Source organism: Pseudomonas poae, from assembly GCF_001439785.1.
Lineage (GTDB): Bacteria > Pseudomonadota > Gammaproteobacteria > Pseudomonadales > Pseudomonadaceae > Aquipseudomonas > Aquipseudomonas poae.
In genome coordinates, this window is sequence record NZ_JYLI01000001.1 from 225,882 (window position 1) to 243,234 (window position 17,353).

Genomic DNA, 17,353 nt, shown 5'->3' on the forward strand with positions numbered 1-17,353 from the left:
AACCCTCATCAGTTTCGTTCTGCAGGCGTAAAACTTTGAAAGCAGCTTCTGTGAGAGATGCCGGCAGCGCTGGCTTTGCGGCCCAAAAAGCCCCCGAGCGCATGCGTGCCGATCATTTCTGGATGAGCGTCCCGTGGGACCACTGATGAGGGTAATAACTGTGCTTGAAGCCTACCGCAAACATATCGAAGAGCGTGCAGCCCTGGGTATTGTTCCCCAGCCGCTTAACGCCGAACAAACCGCAGGCCTGGTCGAGCTGCTGAAAAATCCTCCTGCCGGCGAAGAAGCATTCCTCGTTGACCTGATCACCAACCGCATTCCACCAGGCGTTGACGAAGCTGCCTACGTCAAGGCCGGTTTCCTTTCCGCCCTGGCCAAGGGCGAAGCCACTTCCCCCCTGATCGACAAGAAACGCGCCGTTGAACTGCTTGGCACCATGCAAGGCGGCTATAACATCGTGACGTTGGTCGAGCTGCTGGACGACGCCACGCTGGCGCCTGTCGCGGCCGCCCAGCTCAAGCACACCCTGCTGATGTTCGACGCGTTCCACGACGTGGCTGAAAAAGCCAAGAACGGCAATGAGCATGCCAAAGGCGTGCTCCAGTCCTGGGCTGACGGCGAATGGTTCCGCAACCGCCCTACCCTGGCCGACAAGATCAGCCTGCGCGTGTTCAAGGTCACTGGCGAAACCAACACCGACGACCTGTCGCCGGCACCAGACGCCTGGTCGCGCCCTGACATCCCGCTGCACGCCCTTGCAATGCTGAAAATGGCCCGCGAAGGCATCGTGCCGGACGAGCAAGGCAAAACCGGCCCGATGAAGCAGATCGAAGAGATGCGCGGCCAGGGCTTCCCGATCGCCTACGTCGGTGACGTGGTCGGTACCGGTTCGTCGCGCAAATCGGCCACCAACTCGGTGCTGTGGTTCTTCGGCGACGACGTGCCTTACGTGCCGAACAAGCGCGCCGGCGGCTTCTGCTTCGGCAGCAAGATTGCGCCGATCTTCTACAACACCATGGAAGATGCTGGCGCTCTGCCGATCGAGTTCGACGTCAGCAACATCAACATGGGCGACGTGATCGACCTGTACCCGCACGCTGGCAAAGTCTGCAAGCACGGGACCGACGAGGTCATCACCACCTTCGAAATGAAGACCCCGGTGCTGTTGGACGAAGTCCGTGCCGGCGGCCGTATCCCGCTGATCATCGGCCGCGGCCTGACCGACAAGGCACGCGCCGAACTGGGCCTGGGCCCTACCGACCTGTTCAAGCTGCCTGAAGCCCCAGTCGACACCGGCAAGGGTTTCACACTGGCGCAGAAGATGGTCGGCAAGGCCTGCGGCCTGCCGGAAGGCAAAGGCGTGCGTCCCGGCACCTACTGCGAACCGAAGATGACCACCGTCGGCTCTCAGGACACCACCGGTCCAATGACCCGTGACGAACTCAAAGACCTGGCGTGCCTGGGCTTCTCGACCGATCTGGTGATGCAGTCCTTCTGCCACACCGCGGCTTATCCAAAGCCAATCGACGTGACCACCCACCACACCCTGCCTGACTTCATCATGACCCGTGGCGGTGTATCGCTGCGTCCAGGCGACGGCATCATCCACAGCTGGCTGAACCGCATGCTGCTGCCGGACACCGTCGGCACCGGTGGCGACTCCCACACCCGTTTCCCGATGGGCATCTCCTTCCCGGCCGGTTCCGGTCTGGTCGCGTTCGCCGCAGCCACTGGCGTCATGCCGCTGGACATGCCGGAATCGATCCTGGTGCGCTTCAAAGGCAAGATGAAGCCTGGCATCACCCTGCGCGACCTGGTGCACGCCATTCCTTACTACGCGATCCAGTCCGGCTTGCTGACCGTAGAAAAGAAAGGCAAGAAAAACGCCTTCTCCGGCCGCATCCTGGAAATCGAAGGCCTGAACGACCTGACGCTGGAGCAGGCGTTCGAGCTGTCCGACGCCTCTGCCGAACGTTCAGCTGCCGGTTGCACCATCAAGCTGTCCAAAGAGTCGGTCACCGAGTACCTGAACTCCAACATCACCCTGCTGCGCTGGATGATCGGTGAAGGCTACGGCGACCCGCGCACCCTGGAACGTCGTGCCCAAGCGATGGAAGCCTGGGTTGCCAACCCTGAGCTGATGGAAGCCGATGCCGACGCCGAATACGCTGAAATCATCGAGATCGACCTGTCGGAAATCAACGAGCCGATCCTCTGCGCGCCTAACGACCCGGACGATGCCCGTCTGTTGTCCAGCGTTGCCGGTGAGAAGATCGACGAAGTGTTCATCGGTTCGTGCATGACCAACATCGGTCACTTCCGCGCTGCCGGCAAATTGCTGGAGCAGGTCAAGGGTCAGCTGCCAACCCGTCTGTGGCTGTCGCCGCCGACCAAGATGGACGCTCACCAACTGACCGAAGAAGGCTACTACGGCATCTACGGCAAGGCTGGCGCACGCATGGAAATGCCGGGCTGCTCGCTGTGCATGGGTAACCAGGCACGGGTTGAGCCGAACTCGACGGTTGTCTCCACGTCGACCCGTAACTTCCCGAACCGTCTGGGTGACGGCGCTAACGTCTACCTGGCTTCGGCTGAGCTGGCGGCAGTGGCCTCTACCCTGGGTCGCCTGCCGACTGTCGAAGAGTACATGGGCTACGCAGCGAAACTGGACACCATGGCCAGTGACGTCTACCGCTACCTCAACTTCGACCAAATCGCCGAGTTCCGCAAGATCGCAGCAAGCGCCAACATCCCGGTGATTCAAGCCTAAGGTGTTGATGTGAAAAAACGCCGCGTATCGCAAGGTACGCGGCGTTTTTTTATGCCTGGAATCCAGTATCAGCACCACCACAAAACAAATGTGGGAGGGGCTTGCTCCTCCCACCTTTCAGATGTTGAGCAGCCCTGAAAACTGCGTCAAACCTCAAGCAATAAACGAATACACCAACGCCGTAATCGCCACCACACCCACCGCCGTGACAAACACATTGGACGCCTGCCCACGGTATTTGGCCATCGCGGGCACCTTGCGGATGGCATACATCGGCATCAAAAACAGGATCGATGCAATCACTGGCCCGCCCAGGGTTTCGATCATGCCGAGAATGCTTGGGTTAAGCGTTGCGACCAGCCAGCACACCACCAGCATAAAGGCCGCAGTCATGCGGTCCAGGGTCTTGGGCGCCGGGCGGCGGCCAGTTTTGACGATCAGGCCCTTGAGACCTTCGCTGGCGCCGATGTAGTGGCCCAGGAATGACTTGGCAATCGCCACAAACGCAATCAGCGGGGCGGCGAAGGCGATGGTCGGATTATCGAAGTGGTTGGCCAGGTACGACAGAATCGACAGGTTCTGCGCCTTCGCCTCAGCCAGTTGCGCCGGCGACAGGGTCAGCACGCAGCTGAACACGAAGAACAGCACCATCACCACCATCAACACATGGGCGCGGCACAGAATCTGCGAACTGCGCTCATCGGCGTGGGCGCCGTACTGGCGCTTCTGGTCCACCGCGAAGGCCGAGATGATCGGCGAATGGTTGAATGAGAACACCATCACTGGAATCGCCAGCCACAGGGTGTTGAGCAACGCCGAGGGCGCCGGCGGTTCACTGGCTGTGCTGAGAATGCCGCCAGTCCAGTGCGGCACCAGGTACACCGCGAGGAACAGCAGTGCGACGATAAACGGATACACCATCAGGCTCATGGCTTTGACGATCACCTGTTCACCGCAACGCACAACGGCCAGCAGGCCCAGAATCAGCACGAACGACAGGATCGCCCGTGGCGGCGGCATGATGTGCAGTTGATGCTCCATGAAGCTGCCGACCGTGTTGGTCAGCGCAACGCTGTAGATCAGCAAAATCGGGAAGATCGCAAAGAAGTACAACAGCGTGATCAACGCACCGGCCTTGATACCGAAGTGCTCTTCGACCACGTCGGTGATGTCCGAGCCCTCACGCCCGGACAGCACAAAACGGGTCAGGCCACGGTGCGCAAAGAACGTCATCGGGAACGCCAGCAGTGCCAAAATCACCAGCGGCCAGAAACCGCCGAGGCCCGCGTTGATCGGCAGAAACAGAGTGCCGGCGCCAATCGCCGTGCCGAACAGGCCCAGCATCCAGGTAGTGTCCTGGCGGCTCCAGCTTGAGAGGGTTGCAGGTGTCGTTGCATAGCGTTCGTCGACGCTATTGGCCTGATCATTCATCCGGTCGGATCTCCGCATTGACACGGCCGGGACGAGTCAGAAAACCTGACAGGCAGCGCCCCGACCATGGAAGGGGCTGGATTGTCCGGGATTCTCTTGAAGAAGCAAAGACTTAGCTGAGGAACGGTGAGCGATGCAGGAGCCTCAGAATCGCTGCAAGCGCCGAATTCAGGGCGCCGGAGTGCGTACTCGTGCCTGAGACTACAACGCTGAACTTTCCAGGTTTGAATTGCGCAGCTGGTCCTTGATGATGTGCTGTGCAATGTCCAGTTTTTCGATCAGGTCGGCCGTCTCGTGGGCGGTCAATGCCATGACGGGACGATCCCAGTCATGATTTTTTATGACATTTATACGAAAGTCTCCAGCGGCATCAAACTCCGGGTACCACCCTACATCCAGTAAAAAACCTCCAGCGAATTCGACCTGGAGCATGTCCTCCTTCAATAAATCGGTTTGCTTCGCCATAGCGACATGTCGCAATCGCGAGAGATCGTCGTGGGTGATCGTGCCATCGGTAAAGTTTAGTCGGATCAATTTGTTAACCTCCTGAATTCCAGTTCAGAAATCGGATGACCATGGATAGCGCCGCCGCTCAGCTCTACCCGAACCCAACGACTGAGCTTGCCATGGCTGGCACCTATGCAGTGCCGGTACTCCATCACCTTCCAGGGCTTTCCCTTGGTCGTCGGCGTACCAGTTTTATAGGCGTCCCTTTCAAGCTTTCAATAGCAACTCCAGGTCGGTATTTAGCTGGCCCAACCAGCGTACTTGCGATTACTGCTCGCCAGGGAATGAGCGCTGAAGGGCAATGTTTGTATCCATAAGGCGTCCATTCGACATCAACCGGTGTGGCAGGAACAAGCATCCGTGTCGTCTCTGCTGGAAAGAAAGATGACGAAGACTGGCTCAATAAAGCGACGCTGGACGAATGGTCAATAAATTCAGATCCGCCCTACGAAAAAAGAAATTTTTCCACTCCGACAAAACGATCCACATCACAAATCCCGCATACTCATTCGCTCAAACCCCTCAACAAGAGCGTTGCGATGACCACCACTGTTCTGGTCCTGGTTGAGACCATCAACGAATACCTGCACATCATCGAGAGCAATGACTTTCATGTGATCCTCGCGCCGACCCCGGCCGAACGTGACCAGGCGATCAAGGCCCACGGTGCGCAGATCAAGGCTGTGCTGACCCGTGGCCCGCTCGGTCTGTATGCCGAAGAAATCGCCGCGTTGCCGGCGCTGGAAATCATCTGCGTGATCGGCGCCGGTTATGAACACGTGGATCTGCAGGCCGCCAGCAATCGCGGAATCGTCGTGACCAATGGCGCCGGGGTGAATGCTCCGTCGGTGGCAGACCATGCCATGGCGCTGCTGTTGTCGCTGGTGCGCGGCATCCCCCAGAACGACGCCGCCGTGCGTCGCGGTGAATGGCCCAAGGTGATGCGCCCTTCCCTGGGCGGCAAACAACTGGGCATTCTCGGGCTCGGCGCGGTAGGCCTGGAGATCGCCAGGCGCGCAGCCCTCGGGTTCGGCATGCAGATCAGCTACCACAACCGCCAGCCCCGATGACGTGGACTACACCTACTGCGCCACGGCGGTGGAACTGGCGCGCACGGCGGATTTCCTGATCCTCGCCACCCCCGGCGGCGCCAGCACTCGTCACTTGATCGACCGCCGCGTTCTGGACGCGCTCGGCCCCAATGGCTACCTGGTCAATATCGGCCGTGGCAGCGTGGTGGTCACCGCCGACCTGATCGCCGCCCTTGAGCAACGCCGCATCGGCGGCGCGGCGCTGGATGTGTTCGATGACGAACCCAAGGTGCCCGACGCGCTGAAGAAACTCGGCAACACCGTGCTGACCTCCCACGTCGCCGGCCTGTCTCCGGAAGCCGCCCACGACACCGTGCAACGCGTGGCCGACAACCTCACGGAATATTTCGCCGGGCGCCCGGTACTCACGCCCGTCGCTTTGCCAGCGCCCACTAAATGACCGATCAGGCACGTTGATCATCCTCCAACACGCTAACCTATTAAGCCGCCCCGACCTTGTCGCTAGGCGGCGCGGCGCATTAGATTAGCCAATAGTCCAAGGCCTCAAGAATAAGCAGAAGGGATAAGCATGGCGCTGAACGACCAATCGACAACGATTCGCCCAGGCGAAGAACTGGATGCCAGCCTGATCGATCCCTACCTCAAGGCGCACATTCCGGGCCTGAGTGGCGCGGTCACCATCAGCCAATTCCCCGGCGGTGCGTCCAACCTCACGTACCTGCTGGAATACCCGGATCAGGAATTCGTCCTGCGGCGCCCGCCCTTCGGCCACAAGGCCAAGTCCGCCCACGACATGGGCCGCGAGTTCCGCATTCTCAACCAGCTCAAGGACGGCTTCCCCTACTGCCCCAAGGCTTACGTGCACTGCACCGACGAATCGGTGATCGGCGCCGAGTTCTATGTGATGGAGCGCGTCAACGGCATCATTCTGCGCTCCGACCTGCCGCCCGAACTGGGCCTGGACGCCTCCCGCACCGAAGCGCTGTGCAAAAGCTTCATCGACAAGTTCGTCGAGCTGCACCGGGTCGACTACAGCGCCTGCGGCCTCGCTGACCTGGGCAAGCCTGAAGGTTACGTGCAACGCCAGATTCGCGGCTGGAGCGAGCGCTATGAAAAAGCGCTGACCCCCGATGCGCCAACGTGGGAAGCCGTACGCGCCTGGCTCAATGACAAGATGCCGGCCGACCACCCTGCCTCCAGCATCGTGCACAACGACTACCGCTTCGATAACGTGATACTCGACCCGCGCACGCCGATGCAAATCATCGGCGTGCTGGACTGGGAACTGACCACGCTGGGCGATCCGCTGATGGACCTGGGCAACACCCTCGCCTACTGGATCGAAGCCGCCGACCCTGCGCCGGTGCAACTGATGCGTCGCCAGCCGAGCAACGCGCCGGGCATGCTCACCCGACGCGAGTTTGTCGACTACTACGCCGAACGCGCCGGCATCCAGATCGATAATTTCGACTTCTACTACACCTACGGCCTGTTCCGCCTGGCCGGCATCGTACAGCAGATCTACTACCGCTTCTTCCATGGCCAGACCCAGGACAAACGCTTTGCGCAGTTCATTCAGATGAACAAGCTGCTGGAGCAGATGAGCCTGAATGTCATCGGTAAATCCGCGCTCTGATCGTTCACAACAAGGAACCCTCATGTCCAAGACCCAACTGTTCGACCTCGACGGCAAGATCGCCTTTGTCTCCGGTGCCAGCCGCGGTATCGGTGAGGCCATCGCCAGGTTGCTGGCCCAGCAAGGCGCCCATGTGATCGTTTCCAGCCGCAAGCTTGAAGGCTGCCAGCACGTGGCCGACGCAATCATCGCCGACGGCGGCAAGGCCACCGCAGTGGCCTGCCATATCGGCGAAATGGAGCAGATTACCCAGGTGTTTGCCGGTATTCGCGAGCAGTTCGGCCGCCTGGATATCCTGGTCAACAATGCCGCGACCAACCCGCAGTTCTGCAACGTGCTGGACACCGACCTCGGCGCCTTCCAGAAGACCGTCGACGTGAACATTCGCGGCTATTTCTTCATGTCGGTGGAAGCCGGCAAACTGATGCGCGACAACGGTGGCGGCAGCATCATCAACGTGGCGTCGATCAACGGTATTTCGCCAGGCGTGTTCCAGGGCATCTACTCGGTGACCAAGGCCGCCGTGATCAACATGACCAAGGTGTTCGCCAAGGAATGCGCCGAGTTCGGCATCCGTTGCAACGCCCTGCTGCCGGGCCTCACCGACACCAAATTCGCCTCGGCGCTGGTCAAGAACGATGCCATCCTGAAAATGGCCCTGGCGCAGATCCCGCTCAAGCGCGTGGCCGACCCGAGCGAGATGGCCGGCGCGGTGCTGTTCCTGGCCAGCGACGCGTCGAGCTACACCACCGGGGTCTCGCTGAATGTGGACGGCGGCTTCCTCTCCTGACCTTGTCTGAAACCTACACAAAACCCTGTGTGGGGGGGCTTGCTCCCTCCCACAGTTTTGACCGAGTTCAAGCTGTAAACTCAACGCCGTTTGAACTGGCGCCGCAGCGCTTCGACCTGCTCGCGGCAGGCACACCCTTCCAGATGATCGTTGACCATCCCCATCGCCTGCATCAACGCGTACATCGTGGTCGGCCCCACGTAGCTCCAGCCGCGTTTCTTCAAGGCTTTGGACAGCCGCACCGACGCAGGCGATGTCGGGTTGGCGGTCCAGTAAGCCATGTCCACCCGTGCCGGACGCTCGTCCGGGCCAGGCTCGAACGCCCATAGCCAGCGCGCCAGCGAGCCGGTCTCATCCACCAGCTCGCAGGCCCTGCGCGCATTGTTGATGGTGGACATGATTTTCGCGCGATTACGCACAATGCCGGGGTCGTGCATCAGCCGCTCGATATCCGCCTCGCCGTACTGCGCCACGCGGCGAAAATCAAAGCCATCGAACGCTGCCCGGAACTGCTCGCGCTTGCGCAGAATCGTGATCCACGCCAGCCCCGCCTGGAACCCCTCCAGGCAGATCTTCTCGTACAGGCGAATATCATCCGCCACCGGCACGCCCCATTCATGGTCGTGGTAACGCAGGTACTCCGGCGCGGCCGTACGCCATGTGCACCAGCTGCGCCCGGTCTCGTCCATTGTCAGTCCTGCTGGATCCATGCATCACCTCGCGCGTCGAGCGCGGATCATAAGCGAAAACTTTTCTACCCCGCCAACCGCTCAAGCATCCCCCTTACCGACCGACTGGTCTGACCGGGACCTGTCAACCGCCAAATATTTGCTTGTGATTTCAAAAATACCTGGCCTAGACTGGCCACGCACTGGACTTACCGGTATGACCACAACAATTAAGCCCTGGAACCACCAGGGCACCGAATAGGGATTTCTCCCATGCTCAGATGGTGCTCGCGTTCGATCTTCCTGCAAGTCGTGATTGGCCTGATGCTCGGCATCGCCTGCGGCCTGGCCCTCCCCGAATTCTCCACGCAACTCAAACCCCTGGGTGACGGTTTCATCAAGCTGATCAAAATGCTGATCGGCCTGATCGTGTTCTGCGTGGTGGTCAGCGGCATTTCCGGCGCCGGCGACTTGAAAAAAGTCGGGCGCATCGGCCTCAAGTCGGTGATCTACTTTGAAGTGCTGACCACCGTCGCCCTGGTGATCGGCCTGATCATGGCGTTCAGCACCGGTATCGGCCAGGGTGCCAATATTCATCTGGACCAGCTCTCCTCGGCAGGCCTCAATGAACTGGCGAACAAGGGCCAGCACCTCAAGGGCACCGGCCAGTTTCTGATGGACCTGATCCCCAACTCGGTGATCGGCGCCTTTGCCGACAACAACGTGCTGCAAGTGCTGCTGTTCTCGGTGCTGTTCGGCAGCGCGCTGAATCTGGTGGGCGAAGCGGCCTCGGGCATCTCACGGCTGATCAACGAACTGAGCCATGTGATTTTCCGCATCATGGGCATGATCGTGCGCCTGGCGCCGATCGGCGTATTCGGTGCCATCGCATTCACCACCAGCACCTATGGCCTGGATTCGCTGCAGCACCTGGGCAGCCTGGTGGGCCTGTTTTACCTGACCTGCTTTGCCTTCGTCGCGCTGATCCTCGGCCTGGTGATGCGCCTGTCGGGCCTGCGCATGTTGCCGTTGCTCAAGTACCTGCGCGAGGAACTGCTGATCGTGATGGGCACCGCCTCCTCCGACGCCGTATTGCCGCAAGTGATGCGCAAACTCGAGCACCTGGGCATCGGCAGCTCCACCGTGGGCCTGGTGATTCCCACCGGCTATTCATTCAATCTCGACGGGTTTTCAATCTACCTGACCCTGGCCATCGTGTTTATCGCCAACGCCACCGGCACGCCGCTGTCGATGACCGACCTGATGACCATCCTGCTGGTCTCGCTGATCACCTCCAAGGGTGCCCACGGCATACCCGGTTCCGCGCTGGTGATCCTGGCGGCGACCCTCACCGCCATCCCGGCGATCCCCGTGGTGGGCCTGGTGCTGGTGCTGGCGGTGGACTGGTTCATGGGCATCGGCCGCGCGCTGACCAACCTGATCGGCAACTGCGTTGCCACCGTGGCCATCGCGCGCTGGGAAAAAGACATTGATATCCAACGCGCCAACAAGGTGCTGGACGGCGAGCAAGGTTATGCCTTCCAGACAAAGAAGCCGGTGCTGCCGGCGCATCAGGAGTTCTAACCCGCTCTCAGGCACCACACTGATCCAATGTGGGCATTGTGTTCGCAACACCTCAAGGAGGCATCGACGTGATCAGCACCTCAACCGTCGTCAATTCAGTCGTGGAAAAACTGCGTGCCGCACTCAAACGCGGCCAGTGGCGGCGCGGTGAAATGCTGCCCGGTCAGCGTGAACTGGCCGAGCAACTGGGCATCAGCCGGCCCAGCCTGCGCGAAGCGGTGATCGTGCTGGAAACCCTCGGCCTGGTGCGGTCCATGCCCGGCAAAGGGGTGGTGGTGCTGGAAAGCAGCGTCAGCCAGGCGCAACCGAGCGACGCCGTGGCCGATGCCAGCCTGGAAGATATCCTGCAACTGCGCTACACCCTCGAACCGTTCATTGTGGGCCTGGTGGCGCAATCGATCAGCAGCCAGGAAGTCGGCCAGTTGCGGCTGAACCTGATGGACATGCGCGAAGCCCTCGACGCGGGTGACGCCGAAGCAGGCATGAGCGCCTACATCGATTTTCATCAAGCGCTGTTCGCGCTCACCGCCAACCCGATTTTCCAGAACGTCGTGCAGCAAACCAGCAACGCGCTCAAGCAGAGCGCCCAGGTGTTGCGCAACTCGCCGGAGCACCTGGCCGAACGCCTGCGGGAAAACGAAGCCGTGGTGCGCGCTATCCGCAACAAGAACAGCGCCCAGGCGAGTGCCGAAATGCGTCGCCATATCCTTCAGGAAGGCCTGCGCATGGGCATTGCCCTGACCATCCCGGACGATCATCCGGGCAGCTGATTTTTGGAGACCGGCCATGACCGCCCACGCCTTGCACTGCTACCCCAGCCAACCGGCACTGCAGCTGATCGCCGATAAAAAGCCCTCGGCAGACGACATCTACTCACGGCTGTTCGACGCCATCCTCGAACACCGCATTGTCCCGAGCAGCCGCTTTACCGAAGAGAGCCTGGCTGAAACCTTCGGCGTGAGCCGCAGCGTGATTCGTCGGGTGCTGACCAGGCTGTCCCATCAGCAGGTGATTGTCCTGCGTCCCAACCAGCGTGCCCAGGTCGCCGCGCCGGATGCGCAGCAGACGCGGCAGATTCTCGAAGCACGGCGACTGACAGAAGTGACCGTGGTGCAGTTGGCCTGCGCCCAGGCCACGCCGGTGCACATTGGCAAACTGCGCGGGTTGATTGCACGGGAACGTGAGTGCATTGAACGGGATCAGCGGGGGGCAGCGATTCGGTTGTCCGGGGAGTTCCATATGCAATTGGCGGTGATGGCAGGCAATGGCCCGTTGGTGCAGTTCCTCAACAGCCTGGTGCCGTTGACGTCGCTGGTGATTGCCCAATATAAAGCGCAGGCCTGCACAGATTGCGCGTGGCAGGACCATGAAGCGATGGTGAATGCCGTTGAACAGCGCGATTCAAACGCGGACGTGAAGCTGATGACCCAGCACCTGGATTACCTCGAAAGCAAATTGCTCAAACGCCACTGAACCCCAGACAAATCGAGATCCACCTGAGGGAGGAGGCTTGCTCCCTCCCATATGGGTTCTCTGTTGTTTGATAAAGCGTGGCCCAACAAAAAGCCCCCGCATCTCACGATACGGGGGCTTTTGTCTTACTGCCTGATCAAACCGGCGGCAGCACCGACTGACCACTCAACGCCAGGTCCAGCAACTCACGGTTGGCCACCGCGTACATGGCGTAGTCCGTGCCGACCGCAGCACGAATTTCCACCATCATGGCGCGCCAGCGATCAGCCATGTCCTGATGTTGCTCAAGCCACAGCGCCACGCGGGCTTCCATCTCCTGCGGCGCGTCAGCCATTTGCAGGACCGAGATGGTGATTGCCCGTTGCTGCCAGTCCACATCGTCGCGGAACGCTTCGCGGGCCTGGGCCTGCCAGTTGTTGGCCACCGGCAGATCGCTGATCTGCTGCAGGTACCACGGCAGGTCAAGGGCGCTGCCCACGGCGAAGTAGGCCTTGGCCACTTCGGCGGCATCGTGCCCGGTGACGTCGGCGGCTTCGATGATCGGCAGCAAGGTGTACAGGTGGGTGGTCCCTGCCACCATGCGCGCCAGCAATTCCGGCACCCCGGCTTCGGTGTAGGCCTGGTAACGGGTCTGCCAGCCTTCGCGGGTCGGGCCTTCCAGCAGTTCGTCGAGCTTGAGGCCCAGCGCCGCCAGATGCGGACCGAAGTGCGCGGTGTCACGGCCAGCGTCCTGCTCGTTGCGACGGCTGCGCAGGAACCAGCGCGTGGCGCGACGGCCCAGGCGCATCAGCTCGTCCATCAGCTCCAATTGCACATCGGCCGACACCTGGTGGTCCAGCGCTTCGATCTGACGGAACCAGTGCGGAAGGTGGAAGATGTCACGCACGATCACATATGCACCGGCCACATTCGCCGGGCTCATGCCAGTCGACTCCTTGAGGCGCTGCACGAAGGTGATGCCCATGTGGTTGACCAGGTCGTTGGCGATCTGGGTGCTGACGATCTCACGCTTCAGACGGTGGCGACGCATGGCCTCGGAGAACTTGGCCACCAGGCTCGGCGGGAACGCGGTCTCCATGTCACGGGTCAGGTAGTCGTCATCCGGCACCTGGGACTTGAGCAAGGCTTCCTTGAGGTCGATCTTGCTGTACGAGATCAGCACCGACAGCTCCGGCCGAGTGAGGCCCTTGCCGTTGGCGGCGCGCTCGGTGAGCTGCTCCTCGGTCGGCAGGTACTCGATGGCGCGGTCCAGCTTGCCACGGCCTTCGAGGTCGCTCATCAGGCGTTTGTACTCGGCGGCACGCTCGTAGGCACGGCGGGCGGCCAGGGACAGCGCCTGGGTCTGCTTGTAGTTGTTGCCCAGCACCAGATGGCCGACTTCGTCGGTCATGCTCGCCAGCAACTGGTTGCGCTGCTTGTCGGTCATGTCACCGGCTTGCACCACTTCGTTGAGCAGGATCTTGATGTTCACTTCGTGGTCGGAACAGTCCACACCACCGGCGTTGTCGATGAAGTCGGTGTTGGAGCCGCCGCCATTGAGGCCGAACTCCACACGACCCAGCTGGGTCATGCCCAGGTTGCCACCCTCGCCCACCACCTTGCAGCGCAGCTCGTTACCGTTGACGCGCAAGGCGTCGTTGGCCTTGTCGCCCACATCGGCGTGGCTCTCGGTGCTGGCCTTGACGTAAGTGCCGATGCCGCCGTTCCACAACAGGTCCACCGGCGCCTTGAGCAAGGCATTGAGTAGTTCGGTCGGGGTCAGCTTGTCAGCAGAGATGGCGAAGCGCTCTTTCATCTGCGGCGAGATGGCGATGCTCTTGGCGCTGCGCGAGAAGATACCGCCGCCTTCGGACATGATGCTGGTGTCGTAGTCAGTCCAGGCCGAACGCGGCAGCTCGAACATGCGCTGGCGCTCGACGAAGCTGGTGGCCGGGTTCGGGTTGGGGTCGATGAAAATATGCAGGTGGTTGAAGGCCGCGACCAGTTGCAGCTTGTCGGACATGAGCAAGCCATTGCCGAACACGTCGCCGGCCATATCGCCGACGCCCACCACGGTGATGCTGTCTTCCTGCACGTTGATGCCGCGCTCACGGAAGTGACGCTGCACACCCACCCACGCGCCCTTGGCGGTGATACCCATCTTCTTGTGGTCGTAACCAGCCGATCCACCGGAGGCGAACGCATCGCCCAGCCAGAAGCCGTAGTCGATGGCGATGCCGTTGGCGATGTCGGAGAAGGTCGCCGTGCCTTTGTCCGCCGCCACCACCAGGTACGGGTCATCGTTGTCGTGACGCACGACGTTGGCCGGCGGCACCAGCTCGCCGTCTTTCAGGTTGTCGGTAATGTCCAGCAGGCCGGAGATGAAGATGCGGTAGCAGGCGATACCCTCGGCCGCGATCTCGTCCCGGCTGCCGCCCAACGGCAGGCGACGCGGCAGGAAGCCGCCCTTGGCGCCCACCGGCACGATCACCGAGTTCTTCACCTGCTGGGCTTTTACCAAGCCGAGCACTTCGGTACGGAAGTCTTCTTCACGGTCGGACCAGCGCAGGCCGCCCCGAGCGACGTTGCCGAAGCGCAGGTGCACGCCTTCAACCCGTGGCGAATACACGAAGATTTCAAACTTCGGCACCGGCTTGGGCAGCTCGGGGATCGCGTGCGGGTTGAACTTGAAGCTGAAGTACGACTTGTTCTGGCCGTTGGCGTCGGTCTGGTAGAAGTTGGTACGCAGGGTGGCCTTGATCAGGTCCAGGTAGCGACGCAGGATGCGGTCCTCGTTGAGCACCTGAACGTCGTCCAGGGCAGTGAGGATCGCTTGTTCCAGGCGTTGCTGCTTGTCTTCCAGGTCCTCGGCGGTGAGCTTGCGCGCCAGGTAGAAGCGGGTCTTGAACAACCGGGTCAACTCGCGAGCGATGTCGGTGTGGTTGTTCAGGGTGCTGGCGATGTAGCCCAGGTCGAAGCCCAGGCGGATCTGCTTGAGGTAACGCGCATAGGCACGCAGCAGCGCAACGTCGCGCCATGGCAGGCCGGCGGTGAGTACCAGGCGATTGAACGCATCGTTCTCGGCGTCGCCATGCACGATGTGCACGAACGCGTCCTGCAGGGTGTCGTTGAGCTGCTGGATATCCAGGTTCACGCCTTCGGCGGCGATGAACGCAAAGTCATGGATCCAGAACTCACGGCCATTGGCATGGCGCAGGCGATACGGGAATTCACCCAGTACACGCAGGCCGAGGTTCTCCAGGATCGGCAACACGTCGGACAGCGCCAGCGGGGTGTCGGCGTGGTAGAGCTTGCAATGCAGCTCGCGCTGGCCGGAGACCTGGCCCAGCGGCTGATAGAAACTCATCACCAGCGGGTTGGCTTCGGTGAGGCTGAGCAAATGCTGCATGTCGACCACGGCGGAATGCGCGGCAAAGCGCTCGCGGTAGCCGGCCGGGAAGCCTTTCGGGAAATCCGCCAGCACGTTGGTGCCGTGGGCTTCGCCGAAGCTTTCGACGACGAGGCTTGCGTAATCATCCTGCCAACTGCGGCAGGCTTGCACCACTTCCTTTTCCAGTTGCAGGGGGTCGATGTCCAGGCGGTTCTTCGGGTCGACCCGCAGAATCAGCTGCACACGGGCCAGCACCGACTCGGAGAAGAAGGTCCAGAACTCGCAGTCGGAGGCCTTCAGGCGATCCATCAGCACTTGCTGGATCTTCTGGCGTACTTCGGTGGAGTAAACGTCACGCGGCACGTAGGCCAGGCAGTAGCAGAAGCGCCCGTATGGGTCTTTGCGCAGGAACACGCGGATCTTGTTGCGCTCCTGGATCTGCACGATCGACATCACGGTGCTGAACAGCTCGTCGACCGGGGTCTGGAACAGGTCGTCACGGGGCAGCACTTCAACCACCTGGGCAAGCTCCTTGCCCAGGTGCGCCTTGGCCTGGAAGCCCGAGCGGCGCTCGATTTCCGCGACCTTGCGGCGGATATAGGGGATGACCCGCACGCTTTCGCCGTACACCGAGGAGGTGTACAAGCCCATGAAGCGGTGTTCCTTGAGGACCTTGCCGTCGGCATCGATCTCGCGAATCGACACGTAGTCCGGGTAGGCCGGGCGATGCACGCGGCTTGGGTGCGCCGCCTTGGCGAACGACAGCACGGTCGGCTCGCGCAGGTAGGCCACGGCGTAGTCTTCGATGCGCAGGTCGTCGGCGCTGAGGCCGGCGCGCAGCAGCTTGGTCAGACCGAGGAAAGAGCTGGCGTCATATTCGATATGACCGCCGTCCGCTTCGTCACGTACCACGAATTCTTCGTAGCCCAGGAAGGTGAAGTGGTTGCCCACCAGCCATTCGAGGAAATTCTTGATCTCGGCTTTTTCTTCGCCGTCAATCGCATACTGGCTGGCATCGATACCGGCCAGCAGGTCCTGGACCTTGGCTTTCATCGGTTCGAAATCGGCCACCGCTACCCGCACTTCACCGAGCACCTGCTCCAGCTCTTTGCTCAGCACGCTCAGTTCGGCGGCGTTGGCACAGCGGTCGATTTCCAGGTACATCAGCGACTCTTGCTCGATGCCCTCGCCCTGGGTGCCCTTGGGCAGGATTTCCAGCAGCTCGCCCTTGCTGCCACGACGGGTGCTGAGCACGGTGGTCTGCAGGGTGTGGATGCTGTAGCCACGACGGTTCAGCTCGGTACGCACCGAGTCCACCAGGAAGGGCAAGTCACGGTGCAGCACTTCGACCGCGGTGTGGGTCGACTGCCAGCCATGACGTTCGTAATCGGGGTTGTAAACGCGCACTTGCGGTTGCGCGGGATCAAAGCGCTCAAGCAGGCGCCAGGCAGACAGGGTGCAACCGGCCAGGTCGGACAGGCGACGCTGGGTCAGTTCATCCAGGGAAATAATGCCGAAGAATTGCTCAGCGAACAGCGCCACTTGTGGCAGTGCCTGTTCGCTGATGTGCTGCGCCAGTGCCGCTTGCAGTTGATGCTGGAAGTCGGCCTTGCTGGCTGCGGTGAAGAACGCCATCTGTGGTACTCCGCTTGGGCTTGTTATTGATGGAAGCGTCGCGTGTTATCCCCGTGCGGGGAGACCGTCAGCTCTGTTCGTGGGTAACGATGACAAGCACCATAAACGAATCAGAGCGACAGGTGGGTGAAGCTGGACAAGACAGTCAGGTCACATACAACTTCCACTGGATGAACCACAGCCGGATGACGGTACGACGGGCAGGTCAGACGCCCGGCCGGGGCACACCCGTCGCGCAGCTTAACGAGTGTGGGAACCCGCCTGCTTGCGGTGCGGCGACATATTCGGTCATCGGCAAGCAGCGCTTGGGTTGCAACAGGCGCAACCGGCAGTTAAACGAGCGGTTTTCTCAGGCACGAGTACCGAAAATGACCGATTGACGCTGCCAGGTCATGCACTGGGTGTGACACAGCTTGCAGCACAAAATTCGTCGCGGT

General features: G+C 61.1%; 10 protein-coding genes and 1 pseudogene. 7 read left to right on the forward strand and 4 right to left on the reverse strand.

The features are described from left to right. Positions 1–160: 160 nt before the first annotated feature. Positions 161–2,770, forward strand: a complete 2,610-nt coding sequence (acnB, locus tag TU75_RS00795; protein ID WP_003236466.1) for a bifunctional aconitate hydratase 2/2-methylisocitrate dehydratase — start codon at positions 161–163, stop codon at positions 2,768–2,770. 153 nt (positions 2,771–2,923) lie between these two features. Here acnB and TU75_RS00800 read toward each other — a convergent pair whose 3' ends face one another. Next, positions 2,924–4,201, reverse strand: coding sequence for a serine/threonine transporter (locus TU75_RS00800; RefSeq protein ID WP_003236464.1), 1,278 nt, complete (start codon positions 4,199–4,201; stop codon positions 2,924–2,926). Positions 4,202–4,402: 201 nt separating this feature from the next. Continuing rightward, the gene (locus tag TU75_RS00805) at positions 4,403–4,735 is read right to left on the reverse strand and encodes a hypothetical protein (protein WP_060547938.1); all 333 of its coding nucleotides are present in this window, start codon (positions 4,733–4,735) and stop codon (positions 4,403–4,405) included. Between the two features lie 512 nt (positions 4,736–5,247). Here TU75_RS00805 and TU75_RS00810 point away from each other — a divergent pair. From TU75_RS00810 to TU75_RS00820, 3 genes and pseudogenes are all read left to right on the forward strand, one after another. Beyond that, positions 5,248–6,199, forward strand: a pseudogene (locus TU75_RS00810) (2-hydroxyacid dehydrogenase). A gap of 129 nt (positions 6,200–6,328) precedes the next feature. Next, positions 6,329–7,396 carry a phosphotransferase family protein gene (locus TU75_RS00815; RefSeq protein WP_060547939.1) on the forward strand — a complete coding sequence of 356 codons (1,068 nt, stop codon included), beginning with the start codon at positions 6,329–6,331 and terminating at the stop codon, positions 7,394–7,396. Between the two features lie 22 nt (positions 7,397–7,418). After that, positions 7,419–8,186 (forward strand): SDR family oxidoreductase, encoded by a 768-nt coding sequence (locus tag TU75_RS00820; RefSeq protein WP_003236457.1) that lies wholly within the window; start codon positions 7,419–7,421, stop codon positions 8,184–8,186. 80 nt (positions 8,187–8,266) lie between these two features. On the opposite strand, the gene TU75_RS00825 is transcribed toward TU75_RS00820, so the two are convergent. Further along, on the reverse strand, positions 8,267–8,896 hold the full coding sequence (locus tag TU75_RS00825; RefSeq protein ID WP_060547940.1) for a DNA-3-methyladenine glycosylase I: 630 nt from the start codon (positions 8,894–8,896) through the stop codon (positions 8,267–8,269). A gap of 231 nt (positions 8,897–9,127) precedes the next feature. On the opposite strand from TU75_RS00825, the gene TU75_RS00830 reads away from it, so the two are divergent. The 3 genes from TU75_RS00830 to TU75_RS00840 all read left to right on the forward strand — a co-directional run bounded on the left by TU75_RS00830 (position 9,128) and on the right by TU75_RS00840 (position 11,911). Beyond that, positions 9,128–10,438, forward strand: coding sequence for a C4-dicarboxylate transporter DctA (locus TU75_RS00830; protein ID WP_003236454.1), 1,311 nt, complete (start codon positions 9,128–9,130; stop codon positions 10,436–10,438). 68 nt (positions 10,439–10,506) lie between these two features. Beyond that, positions 10,507–11,208, forward strand: a complete 702-nt coding sequence (locus TU75_RS00835; protein WP_015372215.1) for a FadR/GntR family transcriptional regulator — start codon at positions 10,507–10,509, stop codon at positions 11,206–11,208. A 16-nt stretch (positions 11,209–11,224) separates the two neighbouring features. Beyond that, positions 11,225–11,911 (forward strand): GntR family transcriptional regulator, encoded by a 687-nt coding sequence (locus TU75_RS00840; protein ID WP_060547941.1) that lies wholly within the window; start codon positions 11,225–11,227, stop codon positions 11,909–11,911. Between the two features lie 136 nt (positions 11,912–12,047). Here TU75_RS00840 and TU75_RS00845 read toward each other — a convergent pair whose 3' ends face one another. Further along, the gene (locus TU75_RS00845; RefSeq protein ID WP_003236448.1) at positions 12,048–16,916 is read right to left on the reverse strand and encodes an NAD-glutamate dehydrogenase; all 4,869 of its coding nucleotides are present in this window, start codon (positions 16,914–16,916) and stop codon (positions 12,048–12,050) included. Positions 16,917–17,353 lie beyond the last annotated feature (437 nt).